General features: G+C 44.4%; 20 protein-coding genes and 1 tRNA gene. 9 read left to right on the top strand and 12 right to left on the bottom strand.

The window, feature by feature from the left end:
• Positions 1-23: 23 nt before the first annotated feature.
• The 4 genes from HFV01_RS17545 to HFV01_RS17535 all read right to left on the bottom strand — a co-directional run bounded on the left by HFV01_RS17545 (position 24) and on the right by HFV01_RS17535 (position 3,964).
• A complete protein-coding gene (locus HFV01_RS17545; RefSeq protein WP_006668373.1) occupies positions 24-1,091 on the bottom strand; it encodes an IS630-like element ISAtsp4 family transposase in 1,068 nt (355 codons plus the stop codon).
• Positions 1,092-1,579: 488 nt separating this feature from the next.
• Positions 1,580-1,705 (bottom strand): hypothetical protein, encoded by a 126-nt coding sequence (locus HFV01_RS30885; protein ID WP_006620473.1) that lies wholly within the window; start codon positions 1,703-1,705, stop codon positions 1,580-1,582.
• Between the two features lie 315 nt (positions 1,706-2,020).
• Positions 2,021-2,093, bottom strand: a tRNA-Phe gene (locus HFV01_RS17540).
• Positions 2,094-2,197: 104 nt separating this feature from the next.
• Positions 2,198-3,964 (bottom strand): purple acid phosphatase family protein, encoded by a 1,767-nt coding sequence (locus HFV01_RS17535; protein WP_006620472.1) that lies wholly within the window; start codon positions 3,962-3,964, stop codon positions 2,198-2,200.
• 201 nt (positions 3,965-4,165) lie between these two features.
• On the opposite strand from HFV01_RS17535, the gene HFV01_RS17530 reads away from it, so the two are divergent.
• The 4 genes from HFV01_RS17530 (at position 4,166) to HFV01_RS17515 (ending at position 8,889) form a co-directional block, all read left to right on the top strand.
• The gene (locus HFV01_RS17530) at positions 4,166-5,989 is read left to right on the top strand and encodes an aspartate kinase (RefSeq protein WP_006620471.1); all 1,824 of its coding nucleotides are present in this window, start codon (positions 4,166-4,168) and stop codon (positions 5,987-5,989) included.
• Positions 5,990-6,195: 206 nt separating this feature from the next.
• Positions 6,196-7,284, top strand: a complete 1,089-nt coding sequence (locus HFV01_RS17525; RefSeq protein ID WP_006620470.1) for a permease — start codon at positions 6,196-6,198, stop codon at positions 7,282-7,284.
• An 11-nt stretch (positions 7,285-7,295) separates the two neighbouring features.
• Positions 7,296-8,099: a TIGR03943 family putative permease subunit gene (locus tag HFV01_RS17520; protein WP_006669904.1), complete on the top strand. Its 804-nt coding sequence runs from the start codon at positions 7,296-7,298 to the stop codon at positions 8,097-8,099.
• A 37-nt stretch (positions 8,100-8,136) separates the two neighbouring features.
• On the top strand, positions 8,137-8,889 hold the full coding sequence (locus HFV01_RS17515; RefSeq protein ID WP_006669903.1) for a DUF4079 domain-containing protein: 753 nt from the start codon (positions 8,137-8,139) through the stop codon (positions 8,887-8,889).
• Here HFV01_RS17515 and HFV01_RS17510 read toward each other — a convergent pair.
• The gene (locus tag HFV01_RS17510) at positions 8,831-10,060 is read right to left on the bottom strand and encodes a HEAT repeat domain-containing protein (RefSeq protein ID WP_235720248.1); all 1,230 of its coding nucleotides are present in this window, start codon (positions 10,058-10,060) and stop codon (positions 8,831-8,833) included. The genes HFV01_RS17515 and HFV01_RS17510 overlap by 59 nt on opposite strands.
• A 14-nt stretch (positions 10,061-10,074) precedes the next feature.
• Positions 10,075-10,860: a uroporphyrinogen-III C-methyltransferase gene (gene cobA, locus HFV01_RS17505; RefSeq protein WP_006620466.1), complete on the bottom strand. Its 786-nt coding sequence runs from the start codon at positions 10,858-10,860 to the stop codon at positions 10,075-10,077.
• 268 nt (positions 10,861-11,128) lie between these two features.
• Between cobA and HFV01_RS17500 the strand changes: the two genes are divergently transcribed.
• From HFV01_RS17500 to HFV01_RS17480, 5 genes are all read left to right on the top strand, one after another.
• Complete coding sequence (locus HFV01_RS17500; RefSeq protein ID WP_193520247.1) at positions 11,129-12,685, top strand: ferredoxin--nitrite reductase; 1,557 nt, start codon at positions 11,129-11,131, stop codon at positions 12,683-12,685.
• A 122-nt stretch (positions 12,686-12,807) separates the two neighbouring features.
• A complete protein-coding gene (locus HFV01_RS17495; RefSeq protein ID WP_006620464.1) occupies positions 12,808-13,473 on the top strand; it encodes a Uma2 family endonuclease in 666 nt (221 codons plus the stop codon).
• A gap of 66 nt (positions 13,474-13,539) precedes the next feature.
• Positions 13,540-14,994 (top strand): dihydrolipoyl dehydrogenase family protein, encoded by a 1,455-nt coding sequence (locus HFV01_RS17490; protein WP_062945786.1) that lies wholly within the window; start codon positions 13,540-13,542, stop codon positions 14,992-14,994.
• A gap of 24 nt (positions 14,995-15,018) precedes the next feature.
• A complete protein-coding gene (locus HFV01_RS17485) occupies positions 15,019-15,672 on the top strand; it encodes an HAD family hydrolase (RefSeq protein WP_193520246.1) in 654 nt (217 codons plus the stop codon).
• Positions 15,673-15,988: 316 nt separating this feature from the next.
• Positions 15,989-16,381, top strand: coding sequence for a response regulator (locus HFV01_RS17480; protein WP_006620460.1), 393 nt, complete (start codon positions 15,989-15,991; stop codon positions 16,379-16,381).
• Here HFV01_RS17480 and cheB read toward each other — a convergent pair.
• The 6 genes from cheB to HFV01_RS17450 all read right to left on the bottom strand — a co-directional run bounded on the left by cheB (position 16,371) and on the right by HFV01_RS17450 (position 26,027).
• Positions 16,371-17,507 (bottom strand): chemotaxis-specific protein-glutamate methyltransferase CheB, encoded by a 1,137-nt coding sequence (cheB, locus tag HFV01_RS17475; RefSeq protein WP_006620459.1) that lies wholly within the window; start codon positions 17,505-17,507, stop codon positions 16,371-16,373. The genes HFV01_RS17480 and cheB overlap by 11 nt on opposite strands.
• A gap of 95 nt (positions 17,508-17,602) precedes the next feature.
• Entirely contained in the window at positions 17,603-20,164 is a 2,562-nt protein-coding gene (locus HFV01_RS17470) for a hybrid sensor histidine kinase/response regulator (RefSeq protein ID WP_006669638.1), read from the bottom strand.
• A gap of 28 nt (positions 20,165-20,192) precedes the next feature.
• Positions 20,193-21,599 carry a methyl-accepting chemotaxis protein gene (locus HFV01_RS17465; protein ID WP_008049645.1) on the bottom strand — a complete coding sequence of 469 codons (1,407 nt, stop codon included), beginning with the start codon at positions 21,597-21,599 and terminating at the stop codon, positions 20,193-20,195.
• Between the two features lie 89 nt (positions 21,600-21,688).
• A complete protein-coding gene (locus HFV01_RS17460) occupies positions 21,689-23,143 on the bottom strand; it encodes a HAMP domain-containing methyl-accepting chemotaxis protein (RefSeq protein ID WP_193520245.1) in 1,455 nt (484 codons plus the stop codon).
• A 167-nt stretch (positions 23,144-23,310) separates the two neighbouring features.
• Complete coding sequence (locus HFV01_RS17455; protein ID WP_006669641.1) at positions 23,311-24,450, bottom strand: chemotaxis protein CheW; 1,140 nt, start codon at positions 24,448-24,450, stop codon at positions 23,311-23,313.
• A gap of 20 nt (positions 24,451-24,470) precedes the next feature.
• Positions 24,471-26,027 carry a CheR family methyltransferase gene (locus tag HFV01_RS17450; RefSeq protein WP_006620454.1) on the bottom strand — a complete coding sequence of 519 codons (1,557 nt, stop codon included), beginning with the start codon at positions 26,025-26,027 and terminating at the stop codon, positions 24,471-24,473.
• Positions 26,028-26,113: the final 86 nt, after the last annotated feature.

Here is a 26,113-nt window from a genome sequence, read left to right as displayed (position 1 = left end):
TAATATCAAGTCCGGATAATCAATTATAGTAAAGTCTCGGTTTGAGGCCACCAATGAAAACTGGTCAAGCCTCGAATTAATTCGCGCTGTTTCCACAAACTTCGGCAGCGAGCACACAAGAGTTCCTCTAGCTGATCAAGATTCTCAAATGAACGATTGGCAATGGGTTCATCTACCAGAGGCCACAGTCTTTCTGCTGGTTGTAGTTCCGGGGAATGGGACGGTAGAAACATTAAATGCAGTCCTTCGGGTACTTTCAGATTCTTACTGATATGCCATCCGGCTTGATCAACCACTAACATAATGTGTTGATTTGGACCTAATTTAAATTCGGCAGCAAACTCCTGTAACACTCGACTAAATAGAGTTGTATTGACGTAAGGTATAATCCACCAATAAGTCTCTCCCGTTTCCGGTCTCACAAAACCATATAGCCATAACCACTCGAATTTCCAATTAATATGGGCGAGTGGTTGACAATCTTCCGCTACATAAATACGTCGCATCACCGGTTTGAGTCCCAGACGGTGTTCATCTTCGCTCCACAATTGCACCTGTGCATCAGGGTATCTCCGGCGAAGTCCCTCTAACTCCGTTACCAGTTTTTTTTTCCAGGCTTGCTGCTCGTCTTCGTCACTTTCGATGTGAGCCGGTCTCGGTACACGAAGCCGAAATGTCATTTGTCGCAGAATCTCCCATCCCCTTTGTCGGCTAATTTTTCGTCCAGTTACTCCTGTCAACCAGTCTGCCACCTGGCGACCGTTCCACAGTCCCCCATCCGGCGCTGTTCCTTGCAGGGCTTGCCATAACTGAGCTTGAGTCACATCATCAATTAACGGTGGATGTCCGGGATTTCCTTTTCGGCGCGCACCCAGCCCTTTTAATCCCAATTGGTTGTATCTCTTTACCAATTCATAAATCCAGATGCGACTGTAGCCCGTAATTTCTTGGACTTCCTCCGTGGTCTTCCCCTTAGCCAACAACCAAATAATTTGATATTGGCGACTTTCCAAGCCCTCTTGGGCTTGGTGATCAGCCCGGCCAAGTTCTTCGGTACTTAAGTGGGGAGCTATACTAATTCGTCTGGGCATAACGCAAGTTTGGCATTGGTCACTGATATTATAACCGATTAAGCGAACTTGATATAACACCTAACAGCTACCCCAATAACTTAAATTGCCCCCTATGGTTTCTGACTGTAGGGGGTGTCTGCATATTTTCCCAACACAGGCCTGAGAACACAGGCCTGAGAACGGTTTATATGAATGGGGGTGTCTGCATATTTTCCCAACACAGGCCTGAGAACACAGGCCTGAGAACGGTTTATATGAATGCTCACCCTATAATGTCCACATAATACCCAGAACTACTTTACCCCTAACAGATAGCTTTACCTACAACTTACGGCTAAGATTTTGGGGGTGAACTGATTATGTTGGTATCGGTTTCCACACGGGATGATTACCATCAAAGATTGGAGACTTGCTGAGGATTATGTGGGTATCGATTCCCATCTCGGTAATTGTCACCAGTTGAAAAGTTGTTTAGGGGTATCGGGTTGGTTCCGGTAGGAGATAGTTTAGATTAGGCGATCGCACATAGGTTTACCTATAGGTATAGTCCACGGAAAGGCGGTCTGATATCTTTGTACATTGATAGCTTGGGGAATTATCTTCTGCTGTTGTCGTGGTTGATTTTGAAACATATCCTCCCCCCAACCGGAACAAACACTCTTTGGGGAAACGACCGACGTGATAGCAGTCAAGGGTGAGGCACGAACCGATAGGGATACCCTTGACGGGTATCACAAGGGAGTTAACCTATCGCGTGTTTGGTTGGGGGGTGATATGGATATTTGACAGATTGACTAAGTTGTGCTTGTTGACTGAGTAATCATCCTATTGACAGAATTATTTTCCTGTGCTAGGACTAGATTGTGAGTAATATCTGAGTAATTAGGTACGACTACCGGGTTAAGTGTTCCCCGGCTATCGCAGTCAGGATCAGGTTTTTCCAAAAATGCCAGGAGGCGGACTTGAACCGCCGACACGAGGATTTTCAGTCCTCTGCTCTACCGACTGAGCTATCCCGGCTTATTCCCACGATTAACTATCGTATCAGCAGTAAATCGATTTTGTCAACCCCCTAGGCGGAATTTTTTTGATAGTGAACTCAAAAGCCGATGTATATGGGTTGATCAGCTATTGGGGGTCAATAGGGAAAACTCATCAAATTTGATCACTTGACTATTAGGCTGTTCTGTGTTAAAGAGATAGCTGCTAACAGTAGCCGTCCCCGTGTCCAAAATACTAAAAACTGTAATATCATTACTAGCGATATAGGGTTGAGGTGCGCCATCTCTATCAGAAACGGGACTAAGGTTAGGAATGATAGGTTGGAGTCCGTTGGGGTCTCCTAGGGGGGTATATTCTTCGGTAAATGCTGGGGGAACAAATCGGCGATTATTTCCCCAAGCCGCACCATAACTATTTCCGACATTGGAAGATTCTAAAAAGTTAATTCCGGTGGGTCCTATAAATCGGTTCCACAGGTGGGAATGTCCGTAATACACCAGTTGCACTCCGGCGGCTTCTAATAATGGCATAACATCCCTAATTAAATAATCAGATGGTTTGGGATATTCATAGCGAATCATAATAATCTTGCCGTTATTATCAACAGTCTTAATTTGCACAGGGTCTGTATAGGCGGGAACTATATTATCCCCTAAAGTGTGGGGAGGGTGATGGAACATAACGATTTTATATTTAGCCTGTTGAAATTCCGGGCTATTGAGTTCCTGTTGTAACCATATATATTGTTCGCTTCCGGCGGAAATAGGTTCAAACAAATGTTGTCCATAGCCCCAATTTTCCGGACGGTCAAAGTCTGCGTCTCTTTCTCGATAACGTCCTCTAGCGTGGGAGTCTAACCTATCAACTCGCCAAACATTAGTCGCCAATAAAACTACTAACCGGACATCTCCAAAGGTAGTAGCATAATAATTTTGAGGAGAATTGGGGAGAGTAAATATTTGTTTATAGGTATCTAAGTTGAAGCTATGGTCTTGGATCCATTGTTGTGCTATGTCGGGGTCATTATTGGGGTTGATGGTGGCAGAATTTTGTTGATAAAGCTGTTGGGCGGCAAATTGAGGGTAACTATTATTAAACTGGTTGTTTAAGCTGTCGGTTTCGGAAAAAGCCCCCATGATTTCATGATTTCCAATAGCGGGGAATAAGGGTACATTTTGAATTAAAGCGCCGCCTTTATAAGTAGTGGTAACACCATTTTTTTCGAGTTGATAATGGGCGCGACCTTGCAGACAGGGGAAAAAGGCCCCGCCGCGATTATCGTCGAACCATTCGGAAGCGCGATCGGGAATATTGACTAAATCACCAGCCATAAAAACAGCATCAATATCGACTGTTCTTGCACCTATATTGAGATTGGCGGCGGTCATGGGTTTAAGTTGGTGGTCGGAGGTGAGGAGGATTTTTAAAGGTGTCCCGGGTTGGGGTAAGCCAGCTAGGCTGAACACTTGGCTACTGATGGGGATGCCGTTGTCTGTGGTACTGTGAACTTGATAGGGAACCCGTTGGCCTGGGGTTAGGTCTGTAATAGTGGCTTCGTGTCGCCAAATGGGTCTGGAAATAGGTTGGGTGTAGATGCGGTTGTTTGGGGTTTGGACCCCTACCCAGGAATTTTGGTCTTCCCGAGTGCGAGTTAGTTGGGAGGTGGTGGCGATCGCATTTTGTTGGAGGTCTACCCCATAACTCACCTGATGATCAGAACCAGAAAACTCGGTAAACCACACGACCCGGACTGAGTTTTCTGTGGGTAGCTGTAAAAAAGGATCGCTAAGGAGATGAGGTTGTAAGGCTATTGAAACCATAATCAAAATCGAGATCACACTAGACAGTAACAGACCAAAAATCCCAAAATAGCGGGTAGCAGGAATCATGGGTGGAGGGGCGATCGCACCCGACTACAAACCGATCATAAGAAACCTATTAAGTTAAACGGTATCAGAAAAGCCGGCAATTTTTCCCGAATCTTTCCGATACAATATGGGGGATGTCGCGCCCTCGGTCTGGTGAACATGGGCAACCGCGTACAATCCTGGGTGTAACCTATTGTTGAGTTTCCTTATGGTGGAATTACTATGCTGATTGTTCAAAAATATGGTGGTACTTCTGTTGGGTCAGTAGATCGCATTCAAACGGTAGCCCGTCGGGTGGCGCAAACAGCCCAAGACCATTCAGTGGTGGTGGTGGTTTCGGCTATGGGAAAAACTACTGATGGTTTGGTGAAACTAGCCCAGGAAATTTCTAGCCATCCCTCTCGCCGGGAAATGGATATGTTGTTATCTACTGGCGAACAGGTGACGATCGCTTTAATGAGTATGGCACTACAGGAAATGGGACAACCAGCCATTTCCATGACCGGGGCGCAGGTGGGAATTGTCACAGAGGCTGAACATAGCCGCGCCCGGATTTTAAATATCCAAACTGAACGTCTAACTCGTCACCTAAAAGAAGGCAAGGTGGTAGTAGTGGCCGGTTTCCAGGGAATTAGCGATCGCGAAGAATTGGAAATTACCACCCTAGGACGAGGAGGGTCGGATACTTCTGCAGTCGCTTTAGCCGCAGCATTACAAGCCGATCGATGCGAAATTTATACCGATGTACCTGGAATTTTAACTACAGACCCCCGCATTGTTCCTAAAGCACAGTTGATGGATGAAATAACCTGTGATGAAATGCTGGAACTTGCTAGTTTGGGGGCAAAAGTTCTCCATCCCCGGGCCGTGGAAATTGCCCGAAATTATGGGATTCCTTTAGTAGTGCGATCGAGTTGGACTGATGATCCTGGTACACGGGTGACTTCCCCACCACCAGAGGTGCGACCTGTGGAAGGGTTGGAACTGGTGCGACCTGTGGATGGGGTAGAATTCGATCGCGATCAGGCGGCGGTTTCCTTATTGCGTATTCCCGATCGCCCCGGAATTGCAGCCCGTTTATTCGGGGGAATTGCCCTCCAGAAGCTGAATGTGGATTTGATTATTCAGTCGATCCATGAGGCGAATATTAATGATATTACCTTTACCGTCACTCATAACTGCTATAAACGGGCGATCGCTGTAGCTGACGCAATTTTACCAACTTTGGGACGCAACAATGACCCCGAAATTGGAGAACCGGAAGTGCGAGGCTATGATAGCCCTATTGCTAAAGTTAGCATTGTTGGGGCCGGGATGATTGGTCGCCCCAAAGTCGCTTCCCAAATGTTCCGCACTTTGGCGGAAGCCGGAATTAATATTCAGATGATTTCCACCTCCGAGGTTAAGGTTAGTTGTGTGATTGATGCCAATGAGTGCGATCGGGCGGTGGCTGCCCTCTGTCAAACCTTTGATGTGCTAACCCGTAACACCAAAAATATTCCAACTGTTGATCGACCTCATCTTCCGCCAGTGCGAGGGGTCGCCCTAGACCGTAACCAAGCCCGTTTGGCGATCCGCCATGTTCCCGATCGCCCCGGAATGGCTGCCGAGTTGTTTACTCTGCTGGCACATCACAATATTAGCGTTGATATGATTATCCAATCGCAGCGCTGTCACCAGGTTAATGATATTCTCACCCGTGATATTGCTTTTACTGTCGCTCAAGGTGATGCAGAAGAGGCTAAACTCGTGATTAAAAAGGCGATCGCTAAATGGGGTTATGGAGAAGTTACCCTGAATTCAGCGATCGCTAAAGTTAGCGCCGTAGGGGCTGGAATGGTCGATCACCCCGGAGTCGCCGCCCGTATGTTTGAAGCCCTCGCCGCCGAAAATATCAACATCTCCATGATTGCCACTTCCGAAATTAAAATCAGTTGTGTAGTCGATGAAAAAGATGGCATCAAAGCCGTCCAGGCGATTCATGATGCCTTTGGTTTGTCCGGCGATGAGGTCGTGACTATTCCCACCCCCGCCGCTGCCTTGTAGAGTCAATAAACCCCCTAGGGCGGGTTGATTAATCTGCTCATCTATACCAGGTGATGATTAATCAGGGAACCCGCCCCCTCCAGACCATTACTCGTGGACAATCGCCAACTGATCAATAATAACTACCATCGGAAGGTGTACAATGTAGCCGTTAACCAGAGAGTGTGTAGTGCGAAAGTAGTGTCAACCATTCAAATTGAGACAGGATGCCATCAATAATAGTTAGCAAACTGAACGCTGTTTTCACCCTGTTTCTCAGCCTGTTAGTGGAGGCTATGCCCTTCCTGTTACTGGGTGTCATGTTGTCCAGTCTACTGCTGTGGTTAGTGGATGAACGCAAACTTCTATACTACGTTCCAACTAACCCTTTCCTGGGGGCGATTTTTGGCAGTCTGTTCGGGTTTATGTTTCCCGTGTGTGAGTGTGGAAATGTTCCCGTTGCCCGTCGCCTCTTGAGTCAAGGAGTACCTGCCTCAGCAGCGATCGGCTTTTTATTTGCTGCCCCCACCATTAATCCTATTGTGATTTGGTCAACTTGGGTAGCCTTCCGGGGACAACCAGAAGTCGTCGTTTTACGGATTTTATTTTCCCTGATAATTGCCATAACATTAGGCTTGGTTTTTAGCGCCCAAAAAGACCTGCGGCCGTTTCTACAAAAAGCCCTCGCCCGTTTAGTTCCTCAACCTGACTTCACCGAAAAAGCCGTCGATGAGATGCCCAAATCTTCCCTACTAACATCGGGAACTTATATTATGGGTCAGTCAGCCACACCCGTGCGTTTGCAGTCCATGCCTATGTGGAAAGCTGAGGGAAAAGGCGTTCAAGCCGTGGCTACTATGCCTCAAACAAGTGTCAGTTTCTCCTCTATTTTTATCCGCCCCACCCGCGACCGGGTTGGTTTAATGATTGAAAGTGGGGTGCAGGAGTTTCGAGAATTGGGGGGAATGTTGGTAGTCGGAAGTGCGATCGCTGCTATTATTCAAACAGTAATACCCCGCGAAATTATCCTCAGCCTAGGTTACGGTCCCATTTCCTCCATTCTGGCTATGTTATTACTAGCCGGAGTAGTTTCTATTTGTTCCACAGTTGACGCATTTTTTGCCCTCTCTTTTGCCGCCACTTTTACCACTGGTTCTTTACTAGCATTTTTAGTATTCGGACCCATGATTGATATTAAAACCGTCGGCTTGATGATGTCGATTTTCCAAACTCGCGCCATCATTTATCTGATGATTCTCGCTGCCCAGCTTACCTTTTTGCTAACCTTGGCTGTCAATCTCAATCTGAACTATTAATCTCAGCGCCTATGAACCGTGTTAGACCTCCATTAAATGGATTACCATCTCGTTTACAACTGTGGTTGCAGTCTCCTTGGGTGGACGCTATAGCTATATTAGCTTGGGGATTCCTCCTCCTCAGATATTGGCTGGCTGGACGACTTTATATCCTCATTCATCCTAACTATTTCCCCCTCGCTATCGGTGGCGGTTTTCTGTTATTAATTTTTGGAGGATTTCGGATTTGGGAACTGTCCCATAATTACCAAAAAACTGAAGCTCAGATAGACCAACAATCCCTACAACATATTAGTTTATTTCCCAAAGGTTGGAGTACCGCCCTACTCTTAATTTCTGTCCTGTTAGGTCTTTTCATTACCCCCCGAAATCTTGGTAGTTATGTCGCCTTACAACGGGGTATCATGGAGTCTTTACCCGCTACACAAATTCAGCCCCAAGAATTTCGTACCGCTTCTCGACCAGAAGAGCGATCGCTGATAGAATGGATTAGGCTACTTAATGTCAATCCCGAACCGGAGACATATAGAGGTCAAAGAGTCAATGTCACCGGGTTTGTCGTTTATCCCCCTAACCTTCCCCAAAATTTTATCTTTATTACCCGGTTTGTAATCACCTGCTGTGCCGCTGATGCTTACCCCATTGCGCTTCCTGTCATGCTTCCTGACAATAACCGGGGGGCATATCCCCAAGACAGTTGGCTACAGGTTGAGGGTGAAATGACTACCGAAGTTCTCAATAATCAACGGAGGTTAACTATCAAAGCCGACAGATTAACCCCTATTCCAGAACCTCGAAATCCCTATGAGTATTGATGTTTGATAATTGCAAATTGTTTTCGGAGACTTGGAAATGCAGCTAATCGATTTCATGAGTTTGATTCATCCATTTCTAGCCATAGTTGTCGTATTTCCCATAATTGGAATTTCTACCCACATGGCTTGGCAAACTCGTCAGCGTCGCCTACAAACCCTAGAAAAAGGAAGCACAAGTCGCATTCCCCCAATGGTAGGTCGGGAACACTTAAAAATGGGGCGTTGGCTGACCGGAACCGTCGTAGGAGTGACCCTGATTGCTTTAGCGTATTCCATTGGATTTAAGGGGGTATTTAAGGAACTTTCTGATGAGAATATGTTTGAGGCTATTTTTATAGTTTTAATCTTTATCGGAACGATCGCCTCCTTAGTTTTTCTGTACCGCGCTAATGCTAATCAACCCCTGTGGCGGGGTGTTTTTGCCACCTTAACCGGGGCGGGATTAGTAATTTTGGGGGCGCAAGATGGGGTATTTCGCCGAGGTTATGAATGGCACTTCTCCCATTACTATTATGGCATTACTTCCGCTTTATTGATGATTTTTGCCTTGGCAATTGTTCCCGATATTTACAAATCCTACAAATGGCGCATGGCTCATACCATACTTAATTGTATAGCCTTATTGTTATTTATAGGACAGGGATTTACCGGGTCTCGCGATTTGTTGGAAATACCCCTGAGTTGGCAACTAGACCATCTGAGAAAGTGCGATTGGGGCGCGCAAACTTGCCCTAATAATTCCCAGTCTCGCACACCGGAAGAGTTGATAATTCAGGCTGTGTCGAAATAGTCTCTAATTGTCGGATAGCAGCGATCGCATGAAATTTGACACTATCATTAACATCCGTTTGGAGGACTTGCAGAACCTCCATAGTTTTCGCATCTCTTAACTGACCTAAAGCGTAAGCTAAAGCCTGTTTAATCCGTGTTTCGCTGAGGCTAGGATGTTCGGTTCTGAATAAATCTAGCAACATTTGACCCGCCTGATTTTTGAGATTAGCAGTTTTTAAGCGACCTAACAACTGGATAGTTTCCAGGATAACTGTTTCGTGAAAACCTGATATACATTGAGCAATGCAGTCTAAACCTGCTGAACTTTCCATCCAAATTAACGCTTTAATACAGGCAATTTGTAAAGGAATTGGGGTCAGCGAAGATTGTAAAATTGTTGATAGACTTTCAATAGCTGCATCCGTTTTTAAGCGCCCCAGAGCCATTGCGGCTTGCTGACAAACAGTGAGGTTAATATCATACAGTAATGGGTCTATAGACTCTACCAAGTGCCATTGTGTGGCTATATCTGACCGAAATCCTAAACTAATCACCGCTTCCGATCGCACTATGGCTGCATGGTCTTCTAGGGCATTAATTAAAGCCGGAATTACCCGATCATCCCGAAAACTTCCCAAGGTTTCAATGGCGATCGCCCTCACCTGGGGGTCGGGGTCTTCAACAACAGTTAACAGGGGAGAAATCACCTCGGAAATCCGAATTTGAGATAAGGCGCGCACACCCATAAGACGGGTTTTGGGGTCTTCTAAAAGAGTAGTTAAACTTGCTACCGTCTCCGGTCCTAAATTCGCTAAAGCACTAGCAGCGATCGCTATCAATTCATCATCAGCATCGCTACTGAGGAAATTCACCAAACAGGCGATCGCTTCTGGGGTATGAAAATCGCCTAAAATTCGCCCTGCAAACCATCTATATTCTAGATCTGCTGCTTCATCCTCGAAAATTTCTATCAACGGGACACAGGCTGATTTACCCAATTTCGGCAATAGTTTAGCTACATCCCAACGGGTGTGAAAATCTCCATATTGTAAAGTGGTTAAAGCTAAAGCGATCGCCTCTTCCCAGCCATCATTTTCCCCACTCACACCAAACTGTTGTAGGCAATAAACAACCTGAGACCAATCTTGATTATCACTAGCAACCTTAGCCAAATTAACCAATTCATTCATATCATCAAATTCCATTATTTAGTGATGATTTTCAGAGGTACAGGACGACATCCAGACAGAACATTATTTAAGCCAACCACCTCACCAATAACAGCAATAGCTGGCGCTTCAAAACCCGTATTTTCAACCTGTTCAATAATAGTGGCTAAAGTACCTTGTAATTCCTCCTGGTGCGGACAAGTTCCCCAACGAATTAAAGCTATGGGAGTTTGGAGGCTTAAACCACCAGCCACCAAAGCCTCAATAATATTACCCAAATTCTGAACCCCCATATAAATAACAATAGTTTCAGAACCCTTAGCAATAGCCCCCCAATTAACCTCTGGGCGATACTTTCCCGCCGCTTCATGACCTGTTACAAAAGTCACAGAAGAACTATAATCACGGTGAGTTAAAGGAATCCCCGCATAAGCTGGCGCGGCAATACCAGAAGTCACACCCGGAACCACCTCTACCGGAACTCCCGCCGCGATTAAAGCCTCCATTTCCTCCCCACCACGACCAAAAACAAATGGATCGCCGCCTTTTAAACGTACAACTACCCCATGAGTTTGGGCTTGCTCAATCATTAATTGTGTCGTTTCCTCTTGAGGTAAAGAATGGCGACCCCGACGCTTTCCGGCATGGATTTTTTCAGCCTTGGGGTTAATCATTGCTAAAATTTCTTCACTCACCAAAGCATCATAAATAACCACATCCGCTGATTCAATCAAAACCTTGCCTTTTAATGTCAGCAAACCCGGATCACCAGGCCCTGCACCCACTAAATACACCTTGCCAATAGCTTGATTTTTTTCCATAATTGCACCTCGTTAATTAATTACTAAATAATACCCAGACATTAGATAAGTTTAAACTTTCGGTCATCAGGTTGATGAACCCAAATTATGGTGAATTTCCCCGTAATTTGGTATTCAAAAATACTAAAATCTGATTAATATGCGTTTTTTACATATTATATATGCAATAACTGCAAACTCTTGGATTTTATGTATCTTAAACTACAAATTATCACTGATTCTGAATTTAATCTACAAATCATTGTTAACCTCAGTTATAGATAAACTCATGGTTGTCGCCTCTGAACCCAAAGTCAAACTCAATAAAATCGAAAAAGCTAAAGCTGATAAAGATGGATTAGCTGTTAAAGACGAGTTAGAATATTTTGCCAAAATCGGTTGGGAAGCCATGGATAAAACCGACTTAGAAATGCGTCTTAAATGGCTGGGGGTGTTCTTCCGACCTGTTACTCCCGGTAAATTTATGTTGAGATTACGGATTGCTAATGGTACTCTCAACAGCGCACAAATGAGGGTATTAGCCGAAATTGTCCAACGCTATGGAGATGATGGTAGCGCCGATATTACTACCCGCCAAAATATCCAATTACGCGGTATTCGTTTGGAAGACCTCCCGGATATTTTTGCCCAAATGAAAGCTATAGGAATGACCAGCATTCAATCGGGTATGGATAATGTTCGCAACCTGACGGGTTCTCCCATTGCTGGTATTGACCCGGATGAATTGTTCGACACCCGAGAATTGTTGCAAAAATTGGAGAGTGTAATCACCAATCAAGGTGAGGGTAATTATGCTTTTTCTAACCTTCCCCGTAAATTCAATATTGCTATTGAAGGGGGACGAGATAATTCCATTCATGCTGAAATTAATGATTTGGCTTTTGTGCCTGCTTATCGCGATCGCATATTAGGATTTAATGTCCTCGTAGGTGGGTATTTATCCGCACAACGTCAGGTGGAAGCTGTGCCGATTAATGTTTGGGTTCCTGCTAACGATGATGTGATTAAACTTTCCATCGCTATCCTAACAGTTTACACCCAAAATGGTCTCTCTGAAGGATTGCGGGAAAATCGCCAACGCGCACGTTTGATGTGGTTGGTGGATAAATGGGGCGTAGAAGGCTTCCGGGCTAAGGTGGAGGAAGAATTTGGTCAAACTCTCGCACCAGCCGCCTTAAAGGATGAAATAACCCAGGATAAGAAAGATTATTTGGGTGTTCACCCCCAGAAACAACAGGGATATAAGTTTGTTGGGTTGCACGTTCCGGTAGGGCGTTTATCCGCAGACCGAATGTTTGAAGTAGCCCGTTTGGCGGAGGTTTATGGCCAGGGAGAAATTCGCCTGACGGTTGAGCAAAATTTGATTATTCCTTATATTTCGGAGGATAAATTAGAGGCGTTTTTGGCAGAACCTTTGTTAGAGATTTTCTCGATTAATCCTGCCCCTTTGACTCGATCGCTTGTCTCTTGTACGGGAAATAATTATTGCAATTTTGCTTTGATTGAAACTAAACAACGGGCTTTAAAATTAGCTCGAGAACTTGATGAGGAGTTGGAAATAAGCGATCGCGTTCGTATTCACTGGACTGGTTGCCCTAACTCTTGCGGACAGCCGCAAGTGGCTGATATCGGTTTCATCGGTACTAAAGCCCGTAAAGATGGTAAAACAGTGGAAGGTGTTGATATCTATACCGGCGGAAAAGTAGGTCATGAGGCTGAGTTGGGAAGTCGTTTAGAAAAGGGTGTAGCTTGCGATGACCTCAAGCCAATTATCCGGGATTTGTTAATTCAAAAGTTTGGCGCACGTCCTAAGCAAAATCCCTAATGATCTCAGCACCATGTCTAGCCCTATAGCCCATGGTGCTGTCTATCTCACCCTATAGCCAACAGCCACAGCTATGATATAATGAATCAAAGAAATATCATCATAGCCATGATGACAAGTCTATGACAAGCACTCAAGACAAAATCACGGTCATTTATCCCGAATCCGATGGCAATCCTATGTCAGATAATACTAAACAATTTCGCTGGATTGTTGTTATTAAAGAAAACCTAGAAATCTTGTTTGATGATGATCCTAATGTGTTTGTGGCTGGAGACTTACTCTGGTATCCTCAGCAGGGTGATAATAAAATACGTCAAGCCCCTGATACGATGGTAGTATTTGGGCGACCTAAAGGCGATCGCGGTTCCTATCAACAATGGGAAGAAGGTAACATACCACCACAAGTGGTTTTGGAAATTCTTTCACCGGGAAATCGCTTGAAAGAAATGGCGAGAAAATTTAAGTTTTATGAACAATATGGGGTTGAAGAATACTATATTTTAGACCCCGATCGCCTAGATTTCAACGGTTGGCTGCGTAGTAGTGATGGGACTCTCGAAGTGATCGACGAACCGGAAAATTGGACGAGTCCCCGCTTAGGTATCCGGTTTGAATTGAAAGACGGAAACTTTACGATTTATCGCCCAGACGGTGAACGATTCCTTACACCCACCGAATTGGCTAAACAGGTGCAAACTGAACGCCAAAGGGCTGAAGCCGCCGAGGACAGGGTGCGTGAATTAGAAGAACGTTTGCGACAGCTAGAAGGCGATCGCCATAATTAATCTATATTTTTTGGGGTAAAATTGGGTAAAATCTGAAGATATGATAATAATTCCGTCTTACCCAAAATGCTCGATTATGATGTAGTTATCATTGGTGGCACTTTAGCCGGACGTAAAGCCGCTATAAACGCCTCTAAAATGCAGGGTCGGGTAGCACTATTGGAACCTGACCCACCCCCTGTTCCTGGTCAAATTCTTGGGGCTAACAGACACCACCCCCTTTTACAGATAGCTAAGGTAGCTAAACAAATGCGCCAGGTGTCACAATTCGGCATCGGTTGGGAAACCGCCGATCGCACCCTACCAGAAAATATTTTGATACAGTGGGACTCTAGTTGTCAATGGAGTGAATATATCACCACTAACCTAGAAAGTATTTATTCTCCGGCGGCGATCGCTTCTTTGGGGGTAGATATGATTTTTGGGGTAGGGGAATTTATTAGAGAACCTCGGCTGGCTTTGAAAGTCAATAATCGAATTTTGCGATCGCGTACTTTTTTACTGGCTATGGGTTCCCAACCCCAAATTCCCGACATAGAAGGATTGACTCTTACCGGATATTTCACCGCCGATACTCTTCATAAAATTACCAAAATTCCTAATCATGTTGCCCTCATTGGCGGCGACCCTAGCGCTGTGGAATTAGCCCAAATATTTAGGCGTTTGGGAAGTGATGTTACCATCATAGTTCGCAGTAACCACATACTACCGAGAGCAGAACCCCACACCGCTTTTTTGCTGCAATCTTTGTTAGAAGCTGAAGGGGTGCGGGTGCTGACTAAAACCCCTGTGATTCAGGCTAAACAAATTGATGATACCAAATGGATACAAGCCGGAAATAAGGCGATCGAAGTTGATGAAATTATCCTAGGTATCGGTCGTCAGCCTAATTTGTGTGGCTTAAATTTGGATGATATCGGAGTTCAATTTATTGGGGGTTATTTGCAGCTAAACTCCCGAATGCAAACCACTAATCATCGAGTTTATGCTTGTGGAGAATTGGCGGGAGGTTATGCTATGCCTCATCTAGCTGAATATGAAGCCCAAATCGCCATCAAAAATGCCCTATATTTGCCCATATTTTCGGTCAGTTATGATCATGTTCCTTGGGTGATTTTTACTGACCCACCTTTAGCTAGGGTTGGTTTGACTGAAACTCAGGCACGACGGCGCTATGGAGACCGGGTACAAGTTAGCCGCCAGATGTTTAAACAGGTTCCTAAAACTCAAATTTTGGGGGAAATTATGGGTTTGTGTGAGTTGGTCGGACATTCTGATGGTCGGCTTTTGGGGGCTACTATTTTCGGGGTTGGCGCTGATGAGATCATTAATTTTTTGGCGATCGCTATTCAAAAACGTATTACCATCAATGCGATCGCTAATTTTACCCCTCCCTGGCCAACTCTTACCGGGATAATTTCCCCAACCGCCGCCGCTTGGGTTCATCAACGACATCGAAACCAAAAATTTTGGTATAATACCCTAGAAAATATCTTTCACTGGCGCAGGTCTAATAATTAATTACTCAGATAGTGGATTTACATCATGCTGAAAGCGATTATTTTTGACTTAGATGGGACTCTGGCTAATACCGACCCTATTCATTATCAGACTTGGGTTGATGTCCTCAAAAATTATGATCTGGAAATTAACCCGGATTTTTATCGAGCTAACATTAGCGGACGTTTAAACCCTGATATTGTCCGGGATATTCTCCCGCAACTTTCCCCCGCAAAAGGGCAGATTTTGGCTGACCAAAAAGAAGCTATATTTCGTGAAATTGCCGGGAATTTAAAACCTTTACCCGGTTTAACCAAGTTGTTGGCTTGGATACAAAAACAGCAACTGCAAACTGCTATTGTTACTAATGCGCCTAGGGAAAATGCCGCCTTTATGCTGAAGGTTTTAAACTTGGTTGATTATTTCCAGACCGTTATTGTCTCTGAAGATGTCGGGGTGGGTAAGCCTGACCCGAAACCTTACCAGGTCTGTTTACAACAGTTGAATATATCCCCTCAAGATGCTATCGTTTTTGAGGATTCTACCTCCGGAATTAGATCAGCCGTTGCTGCTGGAATAGCTACTATTGGTGTCGCCTCTACCCATGACCCCCAGATCTTAAAAAATTTCGGCGCAACTTATGTCATTGAGGATTTTAATAATCCCCAGTTATGGCAGGATTTGGGCAATTGTAAATAGTTGTAAATAATGCTTGACTTTGTGCTTGACTTTACTTATGCTTTTATCATAATGGGATATTGGCGAAATTCCAAATCAGGCACACATCTAATTTTTTAATATATTATAGTTTGATGTTACCAAAATCGTGAGCAATAGTCAACCTTTTTTGGGGGGGGAATTTTCAGATTTAACTTTTTTTTAATATTACAGTTAACAGTTGCCAGGTAAGCGATCGCCTGGGGGGGGTAGTTTAAACACAGCACAACGATATAAACTAATAGTATAGCTCAATCGTGAGTCGGGGCCAGCCGCGTCACGGAGGGAAAGATAATCAATGTCTGTTAATCAAAGTAGTCAACAAGCAACCGTCCTAGCAGTAGATGACAGTACAGTTATGCAGGGCCTAGTCAAACAAGCCCTATCTAATACTTATAACGTTTTGCTGGCTGATAATGCCGTCGATGCCTTATCAGTTATATATCATAACAAAGTTTCCGTGCTACTGCTAGATGTATCGATGCCAGGAATAGATGGATTAGAACTATGTCGGACAATTCGGAGTATCCCGCAATTTCAGGCATTGCCAATTATTATGCTAACAGCCCGAGACGGGGCCTTTGATAAAGTGCAGGGGCGACTAGCCGGGGCCACAGAATACCTAACCAAGCCTTTTGATGCCCAGAAATTGTGCGAGGTAATTGATTCGGTATTGAACGTTAAGACTTGATGCCCAAATTAATCATATTTAAAATCAAGGGAGCGATCGCCTCTACCGGGAGAATGTGGCTCGCCGCCCCCAGAGCGATCGCTTCTCGGGGCATTCCAAAAACCACACAGCTTTCCTCATTTTGAGCGATAGTGATACCGCCCCATTGTGTAATTTCCATCATTCCCTCAGCCCCATCGCGGCCCATACCCGTTAATAATACTCCCAGAGTGTGACTACCGTAGAAATTAGCCACAGACTTCATAGTTGCGGTCACCGAAGGTCGATGTCCCCCCAAAGCCGGACTAGAAGAATACAAAAACCGACCATTGCGATCGATTTCCAGGTGTTTCCCCTCCGGGGCGAAATAGACATTTCCCCGTTGAGGCAAATCTCCTGCCTGAGCAATTTTAACCGATATAGAACACTGACAATTCAACCAATTGACCAATCCCTGCAAAAACCCCTCACTAATATGTTGAACACAGATAATCGGAACCGGGAGCTGAGGGGAAAACTGAGTCAGAAGGGTATGGAGAGCCTGGGGTCCTCCCGTAGAGGCACCAATCACCACCACCCGAACAGATTGAGAGCGATGGGGTGAAGTCTTTTTCTGAGGGGAAAAAGAAGTTTTCTGAGGAGTAGGAACCGCCACCGGACTATTAACTCTGCTCCCCGAATAGGATGGACTCGCCGCCGGGGAAGTCGCCTTAACAGTAGCCCCCCGTCGATGCTTAGTAAACACCTTAACCCCAGCCAGAACTCTAATTTTATGGATCAGTTCCCTACCCGCTTGCTGATAGTCAGAAGCCAGCCCAGTTTTCGGCTTAGGAAAAACATCAACCGCCCCCGCATTGAGAAGTTGAAACACATTGTAAGTATCCTCAGCCTGGACAGATGCACTAATTACCAGAATCGGCTTAGGGAAATTAGCCATCACCTCTCCAGTAAATTCCAGGCCATCCATGTGAGGCATATGTAAATCTGTGCAAATCACATCTGGCTGCAATTGAGGAATTAAAGACAAAGCCTCCAAACCGCTGCGAGCAGTACCCACAACCAGAATATCGTTGCATTCAGCCAAAATGCGTTTGAGAATAATCAGAGCAACTGGGGAATCTTCCACCAGCAAAACTCGAATCGCCATGTTGATTTTGCGTGTGTTAAAATACCGGGTGGGTCTAGCGGTTACAGTATATGACCGCCAGCCAGACCAATGAGCTCATCCCCCGTTGGATGCAGTCAAACTAATCGGCTGAGAGTTTGCAGGAGGATATCCTGGTTAAATGAGCCTTTAGTGATGTAGGCATTAGCTCCCGCTTCAGCACCCCGGCGTTTATCGTCATCAGAAGCAAGAGATGTCACCAAGATAATTGGTAACTCGCTATATTCTTGATGTTCGCGGATTTTGGCAGTGAATCCCAAACCATCTAAATTAGGCATTTGGATGTCGGAGATTACCGCATCAAAGGAGCGAGTTTTGAGTTTATTTAATCCGTCTAGTCCATCGACTGCTGTAACCACCTCATAACCTGCTGCTTCCAAAATACGCTTTTCTTGAGTGCGAGTAGCAATGGAGTCCTCCACTAATAGAATAACAGATGGGCGATCGCTTTCTAAATCCAACTCATCTGAATCAGAAAGACTAATAGAAGCCGAGGATTTCCAATTTTTCCGCACCGAGCGAATCATATCTTGGGGATTAAGCACCATACACACTTCCCCCGTGCCCAAAATAGTCGCCCCAGCAACGTTCCTTACTCGTCGCAGTAGTTGGCTTTGGGGCTTGAGGACAACATCTTGTTCATCAATAAGCGTGTCAACGAATAGGCCTAGTCGATTTTCCCCCATCCTTAGAATTATACAAGATCTAGCCTTCGATGGTTGAGATTGATTTCGGTCATGGCTCAGATTAGCTTCCCAGGGTCTGACATTTTCCCTCAGCCTTACCGATAGCATATCCCCTGTTGTTTCTCGTTCCGACTCATCTCGCTGAGACTTCCGTTGGTGATTCCAACCCCTGATAGCATTACGGTTAGATTGCAATTCTAGCAAGTCCACTAAACACATCACCGACACAGGTTGGTCATCAAAAAGAATCGTATCTCGACCCTCAATGGCAAAAATATCCGCATCATCCACCAATAGGGTAGTTTGCACATACTCTACAGGAATCGCATAGGAAATGCTATCAACCGCCACAATCAACACATGGGCTGTAGCCAGGGTAGTTCCCAATTGAATGCGGAAAGTAGATCCCCTTCCAGAGGTCGAATCAACGTTAATCGTCCCTTTGAGGTGTTCAACATTAGTCCTAACCACATCCATACCCACACCCCGCCCCGAAACCTCTGTCACCGATTTACGGGTAGAAAAACCGGGAGTAAAAATCAACGCTTGAATTTGTGGGATAGTCATTCCCACCAATTCTTCTGGCTGACAAATTCCCCGTTTAATGGCGGTTTGTTTAATTTGCTCAATATCTAAACCTCGGCCATCATCGCTCACCTCAATCACCACACTGGTAGCCGTTTGATATCCCCGTAGGCGGATAGTCGCCTTGGGTGGTTTTGCCCTTTTTTGACGTTCCGTGGGAGTTTCTATGCCATGATCAACAGCATTACGCAAAATGTGCATTAGGGGGTCTTTCATCTCCTCTAGGATGCGTTTATCCGCCCTAGTTTCGCCGCCCTCAATTACCAATTCTATCTGTTTATTCTGTTCCCTAGCTAAATCCCGCACCATGCGCGGAAATAGGTTAAATATCGTCGATAGGGGTAACAGTCGCAGGGTACGCACTCCCTCTTCTAGTTCGTCAGAAATTAAATCCAGACGAGCCATATCTTCATAGATGGAAGTTCTTAGCTGATTGACTAATGTGCTAAGAACCTCTAAGCGATCGCCTGTTCTTTGGTGGTAACTTTGTAATTGTCCCATCGTACCCTTACCATTAGATAAACCCTCCTTAGCTTCCAGGTCATGGAGAGCAAATCTATTGATAAAAGCATCCCGACTCCATTCTTCCAATAGGTTGGTAATTTCCTCAATTTCTGCTAACCTATGGGCAATGCGAATTTTAGTTACCGTCAACTCTCCCGTTTGAGTCATCAGAGCATCCAGGTTTCGTGTCGCTACCCGAATTGTCTCAATTTTATAGGTCGAACTAGGGACAACTGCTCGACTAGCAGGGGCTGGATTTTCTACTTCAATAATTGGACTAGCCCCTTGTTCCGGGTTCTCTGGGGTTTGCTCATCCTTCCTGAAACCATCTAGCGGGGCTGGTGTTTCTTCGGTCTCTGGGATAGTTTCCGCCTCTTCCTCCTCGTCTTCCGTGGTTGTTGGCGCTGTCAGGTTCTCATCCCCAGACTCATCAGAATCAGCTACAGCAGCCGTCTGAGTCTCTGTGGGTGGCGTAGTTTCCCCTTCTGGCTTCGCCCCCATTAAATTCGCTAACACATAAAAGGCGTTAACCCCGCAAGGTTCCCCAGTAACAGCTTCTGTCACCAGTTTCCGAATTGCATCAAGTCCTTGACCCATGCGATCGCTCATTTCATGGGAAAACGTATCCTCTCCCCTATTTATAGCCCCTAACAGGTGTTCTAGTTGGTGAGCCAGGGTAGAAACATCCTTAACCCCCAACATTCCCGCATCTCCCTTCAAACTGTGAGCTTCCCGCAGCAGTTCATCTATTTTCCCCTTATCGTGAGGGTTTTGTTCTAGGTACAGAAAACCATCATCAAGTTTTTGTAAATGTTCCTCACTGGCAATTTTAAAGACTTCCCGCAATTCGTCATCTTCAATCATGGTAATTTCTCCTAGCCATAAACTCTTGCTAAACCAGATTTTTTAAGCCCTGGGCGGTATTATTAAGTTGCTCAGTACCTGCTCGACTTTGAGCCAAACCGTTCGCTGTTTCTTGCGCCGCAGTATTTAGGCTATTCATCGCATCAATCACCTGCTCTACCGCCATCGCCTGTTGTTTAGTATTCAGAGAAATTTGTTGAATATTCACCGCCACATCATTGATAGAAACGATAATTTTTTCCACAGCCTTCGTCCCCTCTTCCGTTACTATCACAGTAGAATTAGCCGAATTTTGAATATCAGCAATTAGAGAGCCAATTTTTTCCGCCGACTTGCGACTTTGATCAGCTAATTTGCGGATTTCACTAGCCACCACCCCGAAACCTTTACCATGTTCCCCTGCTCTGACCGCTTCCACCGAAGCATTCAAAGCCAGCATATTAGTTTGATTAGCTAAATCACTAACCAAATTAGTAATATTATATATCTGGCTGAGGTTTTCACTCAAACGCAGGATTTGAGCCTGAACCTGTGACATTTTTTCCCGCAAACTCGGACTACCATCTAATGTATCTTCTTGGCGATTACTTCCCGCCAAAGCCAGCACCTGACGCGCTCCCGAAGACGCAGCAGAAGCCTGTTCAGAACACTGACGGGAGGAAGCCCCCAACTCATCCATACTCGTGCTAGTTTCATTCACAGAAGCAGCCTGTTGAACAGCCACCCTTTCCTGTTCTTCAATAGTAGTAGCAATCTCCGTAGCTGCTAGGGCGATGTTATTGGCTTCTTGGGTAATTTTCTGAACAATAGTAGTGATAATCCAACTTCCTAAAATAATCGAAACTATCACCGCTAGACCAATACTAACCCACACAGATGATAACAGATTATTCAGAGCTTGGCTTTGGCTGGCTACTCGCATATTTACCAGTTCCGCTTCCCGACTCTTCATCTGATCAATTAACTTAGCAGTATCCTCAGCAACTCTGATCCCTATGCCATTTGCTATCCAGGTTTGACGAGCTGCTTCTATGTCACCAGCCCCTACTATTTGGATTAGACCCTCGTGAAATTCGACTAAATCATCATACTGTTTCCGAATTTCCTCCATGGTTTTAAGTTGATTTTCATCAGTCATAGTTTCTGTTAACGAACCTATGATTTGATTAGCATCATTTTTGGCTTGATTCCAGCTATTTATAGATGTAGGATTGTTGGCAATCAAATAGCCTCTCAGGGTTCTGGACATAGCCTGAAGATTCCAGGATATCTCAGCAATATCTTCAGCTATTTGACGAGATACATTTAGTTGCTGGGCTTCGCTTTGCACCCGACCGACGTTAACAGAAACCACCGTGGCACTAGCAATCATCAGGAATATGGGAATAGTATATCCTCCCACAATCCAGTATCTTAACTTTTTAAACATCAGCATTTTTCGTAACTCCTAAAAATGTTAAATAATCGTCAATCCGCTAAATTTACTGTCTGAATATCCCCGGTTTATGAATATTCAAATTATCCCTAAATAATGGACTCCAGCTCATCAGCTATATGTTTTAGCTGTTCCATGCCTTTTTTGGTTTGTCCGATACCATTGGCGGTTTCGTTGGCTCCCTGCTTTAGGGAATTCATGGCTTCCAAAACCTGATTAATGGCGAGGGTTTGTTGCTTAATATTCAGAGATATTTGTTGATTATTCACAACTACATCATTTACTGCTTCTTTGACACCTAAAAAGGCTTCGGCAGTTTTTTGGGCGACATCAACATTGGAGCGAACTGTTTTAGTTCCCTCTTCTGTGACCATCACGGTGGAATTAATCGCGGTCTGAATATCGGAAACTAAAGTACCGATTTTTTGGGCGGATTTCTGACTCTCATCAGCCAGTTTGCGGATTTCGGTGGCAACTACCCCAAAACCGCGACCATGTTCTCCGGCTCGTACTGCTTCAACAGCGGCATTTAGGGCTAACATATTAGTTTGATTAGCCAAATCAGCCACTAATTGGGAGATGTTACCAATTTGATTGGTCTGTTCACTGAGGCGGAGAATTTGTTGGGCTATTCCCTCGACTTTATCTTGGAGGGTTGCCATCCCTTCTAAGGTGCTATTAACTGCAGTTTGACCACTTTCGGACAGGGATAAAGCCTTTTTCGCTCCGGTGACGGCGGCTTCTGCTTGTTGGGTAGCGGCTTCGGAGGAGGCTCCTAATTCATCCATGGTGGAGGTGGTTTCGCTAACGGCTGCTGCTTGTTCTGTAGCAATGCGTTCATGTTGTTCTGTGGCGACAGCAATTTCTGTGGAACTCTCGGAAATAGCTTTAATGGTTTGTTTAAAGGTATTAGCAATAGACTGGCTTAAAAAGTAGCCTAGGGGAGAGGCGATTACTATGGCAACTAAGATTAATAATCCAAATAATAACAGGGTTTCATTTAATACGGCGCGAGCCTTCTCCCTTTCGATTGAGGCTACCTGCAGTTGTAAATTAATTAACCCCTTAAGTTTGGCGGTGAGGGGGTCTATGAGATCATACAATTGTCCATCAAAGGCGGCTAATTCCTCTATATTGCCTCTTTCTAGAACTTGTTGCAGTTCGCTAATGCGATTCTGGGCAGGAAGAAATAATCGCTCTATGTCGTTAGCGATCGCTTTTTCTTCGGGTGTTAATTCGGTGTTTTTATAACTTTCCCAGTTGAGGCTAATTGTTTCTATGGCTTGATTAACAATGTTGAAGGCGGCATCGGTGCTGATTAAGCCACTATTGGCTTTATTGACGGCATCAATTATCTCAATAGCATAGGCATCGGAGATATTTTTGATTTGCTGAAGGGGTATAACCCGATCATCATAGATAGTGCCAATGCGCGAATCGATGCGCCAGAATGAAAAAACCGAATAGCTACTTATAGCTAGGATGACTGTGGCGGGTATCAGGAAGAAACCGCAGTAAAGTTTGGTGGTTAATCTTTGCATCATGTTAGTAAAAATAGGCTATCATTGGCATTGCTGTCTATAAATGGTCGAGGGTCGGAGGGTCGGCAACTGTGGCTAATCTGAAAAAATAGCTAAACTCTGATTATCACTACTATTTTACGCGGGAATATGCCAAACGATAGAGTTTTTATAATTAGTTAACAATTGGTTTATATTTCTTCATTAACTACCAGGGTTTCTTGGACTAGGATTTTTTCGAGGTCTAATAAACTCATCATCCGGTTTTGTGCTTGGGGATTTTGGCGATCGCGATAAATTGCTGTCCCTCGTAAATATTCATCTTGGGTAGAATGAACAGCGGCGGGAACTAGCTTAATAGCGGAGGGGTTTAGATAGGTGACATCAAAAATATCATTAACAATAATTCCGGCGACTACTTCACCAACTTGGACGATCGCGGCTTTTTGAGAATTACCGTTAATATCCATTGGTAGACCCAAAATTCCCCTAATATCAACCAAGGTGACAATTTCACCCCGCAGGTTCATATTACCGACGATATGAGGGGGCGTGCAAGGAATAGGGGTAACATTATGAATATCGGTAAATTCCCGAATAATCGAGAGATTTACGCCAAAGTATTCACCGTTTAAACCAATGACAGCCAAGGACATTAACCCGGACAATTCATCTTTCTCGGTCTTGCGCCTCAAATTCTCGGCACGTTCCCGAAAAATCTGCCTTTCTTCTGGTGTTGCGTCAGGACAGAAAGCGGGAATTTTACGGTTTTTGGGGACTGGATAATCATGGTCATCTCGATGAGTTTCACTCCCTAAACTATCTCGATGAGAATTACTGCGATCGGAGATAATTTCGGGACTATCAGATATAATATGATCCCGTAAAGATTCGGGATTTATGATCATAATAATCTGGTCTTCAATTTCGGCATATCCAGCGATCGCATGATGATGAGAGCCGGAACTATGGTAACTTGGTATTTCTACCATCATACTATAGGGAATCTTACTGGTTATATCCTCGGAGGAAATCATCTGCACTTCGCACACTTCATTCACCAAAATTCCCAACTTTTCATCACCTAACTGTAGGACAATAATAATATCATCAATTGCATAAGGATTTTGACTATATGCAAGTCCAAAATGAATATTTAAGTCAATGATTGATAATAGTTCACTGCGTAAATTCAGAATACCTACTAATTCGGGGGCTGCTTCGACAATGGGGGTGAGTTCAGGTAAGGAGAAAATCTCTTGAACTAAGAAGCCATCTACGCCATAATTCAATCCTCCCAACTTAAACATCAGATAAGGTTTAGTTTCCATAATTTTCAGTGCCTTATTTATTAATACAAAATCAGATTTAATTTTTGTTGGAGATAAGCCTTTAAGTCTCCTCCTAAAATTTCCCCTAAATAGGGTACAGGAAGATGAGCAGGAACTGTATTTAACAGGGATAATGCAGTTAAGTACAGTTTTTTGGCTTGGGGTAAATTTCCTTCCCTTTCGTGGACAGTTGCTAATTCGAGATGAGCGCAAATTGACGAAGCAGAAACATCGGATAAATAGATGATTCTTTTGGAGAAAATTTTAGCGTTTTGTAAGTCCCCTTGCTCCTGGGCAATGTGCAACAAAATATAATAAGGTTCAATGGACAATGACTGAATTTCCAAGGCTTTTTGACAATGTAAAATTGCCTGATCATGCTGTCCGCTATTGGCATAAATTTTCGCCATTAAATAATGAGCATCAAAATTTTGGGGATGGTTAGCGACAAATTCTTGAACTTTTTTGAGGGCTTCATTATAGGCTTTTTGGTTGATGAGCTTTTTGGCTTCTTCGAGGCTTTGACTAATGGCGATCGCCTGTTCTGATGCAGTGGGTATCGCGGAAATGGGTGGCGGTACAATCGATAAAGTCGAGAGATTACCTTGTTTCTGTTGACCGTGATTGGCGGGAGGTTGAGAAGGGGATGGTAAACGGCTACCATTGGGGTGATAATAGGCTCGATTTAGCAACGGGGATAAAGGCTGGCGATGGTTTAGGGAGACATTGGGGGAGGATACAGAGAGATTTTGGGGAGGTTTTTCCCGTTGATAAATCACGGACTCTGGAAAAATGCAGGCTTTAAACTCATCAAGTAATAATCCCTGAATTTCTGCATGGGCTGTCATCAGATACCCACCGGGCCTAAGTACCTGATAGAATTTTCTCAGAACCTGTACAATATAGGGTTTCTCGAAATAAACAAAAACATTTCTACATAAAATTAAATCGATTTTACCAAGACTGGCGATCGCATTGGTACAATTATCACTCACCAAGTTAAGTTTCAGGAACCTAACCAAACTTTTAGCGGCGGGATTAACTAACCAATTCTGTCCTTGGGGATAGAAATATTGACGTTGCACCTCGGGGTCAACCATGCGAAAAGACCAATGGCTATATACGCCATCTCTAGCGCGTTGTAGGGCGACTTCATTAACATCAGTTCCGGTAATCTCAATTAACCAATTTGACCAGTCTGGGAGCAACTGTTGCACTAAAATAGCTAAAGAGTAGGCTTCTTCCCCGGTAGAACATCCAGCACTCCACAAACGCAGAGTTTTAGAGGATTTTCGGGCGGCGATCAACTCGGGTAGTATGACCTCACGCAATAACTTAAACTGACCGCGATCGCGAAAAAAGTAGGTTTCCGTGGTGGTCAACAAAGGCATCAATTCCGACCATTCGGTTTGACTCTCGGTATTGGCGGCGGTGAGCAAATTATAGTATTCATTCAAACTAGAAAGATGTAGTTGCTGAACCCGTCGCCAAATTTTTTGGGAGAAAGTCCCATAATCCTGGGGTCGAATATGTAGCCCAGTCATGGTAGCAATTAGTTGAATAAGCTGTTGAATCATTGACCATTAAGTTAAGTTATTTGCCCAAACAACACTATCAAAGGCAAGAGGGAACAGTAGAGAGTGAATTAATTTTTCCTTAAACT

It is taken from the genome of Limnospira fusiformis SAG 85.79 (assembly GCF_012516315.1).
GTDB classification, from domain to species: domain Bacteria; phylum Cyanobacteriota; class Cyanobacteriia; order Cyanobacteriales; family Microcoleaceae; genus Limnospira; species Limnospira fusiformis.
This window is presented reverse-complemented; position numbering and strand designations above follow the sequence as displayed.

Coding starts and splice junctions, on each gene's coding strand:
- HFV01_RS17545 (WP_006668373.1), bottom strand. CDS start 1,091: ATGCCCAGACGAATTAGTATAGCTCCCCACTTAAGTACCGAAGAACTT.
- HFV01_RS30885 (WP_006620473.1), bottom strand. CDS start 1,705: ATGTTTCAAAATCAACCACGACAACAGCAGAAGATAATTCCCCAAGCT.
- HFV01_RS17535 (WP_006620472.1), bottom strand. CDS start 3,964: ATGATTCCTGCTACCCGCTATTTTGGGATTTTTGGTCTGTTACTGTCT.
- HFV01_RS17530 (WP_006620471.1), top strand. CDS start 4,166: ATGCTGATTGTTCAAAAATATGGTGGTACTTCTGTTGGGTCAGTAGAT.
- HFV01_RS17525 (WP_006620470.1), top strand. CDS start 6,196: ATGCCATCAATAATAGTTAGCAAACTGAACGCTGTTTTCACCCTGTTT.
- HFV01_RS17520 (WP_006669904.1), top strand. CDS start 7,296: ATGAACCGTGTTAGACCTCCATTAAATGGATTACCATCTCGTTTACAA.
- HFV01_RS17515 (WP_006669903.1), top strand. CDS start 8,137: ATGCAGCTAATCGATTTCATGAGTTTGATTCATCCATTTCTAGCCATA.
- HFV01_RS17510 (WP_235720248.1), bottom strand. CDS start 10,060: ATGAATGAATTGGTTAATTTGGCTAAGGTTGCTAGTGATAATCAAGAT.
- cobA (WP_006620466.1), bottom strand. CDS start 10,860: ATGGAAAAAAATCAAGCTATTGGCAAGGTGTATTTAGTGGGTGCAGGG.
- HFV01_RS17500 (WP_193520247.1), top strand. CDS start 11,129: ATGGTTGTCGCCTCTGAACCCAAAGTCAAACTCAATAAAATCGAAAAA.
- HFV01_RS17495 (WP_006620464.1), top strand. CDS start 12,808: ATGACAAGCACTCAAGACAAAATCACGGTCATTTATCCCGAATCCGAT.
- HFV01_RS17490 (WP_062945786.1), top strand. CDS start 13,540: ATGCTCGATTATGATGTAGTTATCATTGGTGGCACTTTAGCCGGACGT.
- HFV01_RS17485 (WP_193520246.1), top strand. CDS start 15,019: ATGCTGAAAGCGATTATTTTTGACTTAGATGGGACTCTGGCTAATACC.
- HFV01_RS17480 (WP_006620460.1), top strand. CDS start 15,989: ATGTCTGTTAATCAAAGTAGTCAACAAGCAACCGTCCTAGCAGTAGAT.
- cheB (WP_006620459.1), bottom strand. CDS start 17,507: ATGGCGATTCGAGTTTTGCTGGTGGAAGATTCCCCAGTTGCTCTGATT.
- HFV01_RS17470 (WP_006669638.1), bottom strand. CDS start 20,164: ATGATTGAAGATGACGAATTGCGGGAAGTCTTTAAAATTGCCAGTGAG.
- HFV01_RS17465 (WP_008049645.1), bottom strand. CDS start 21,599: ATGCTGATGTTTAAAAAGTTAAGATACTGGATTGTGGGAGGATATACT.
- HFV01_RS17460 (WP_193520245.1), bottom strand. CDS start 23,143: ATGATGCAAAGATTAACCACCAAACTTTACTGCGGTTTCTTCCTGATA.
- HFV01_RS17455 (WP_006669641.1), bottom strand. CDS start 24,450: ATGGAAACTAAACCTTATCTGATGTTTAAGTTGGGAGGATTGAATTAT.
- HFV01_RS17450 (WP_006620454.1), bottom strand. CDS start 26,027: ATGATTCAACAGCTTATTCAACTAATTGCTACCATGACTGGGCTACAT.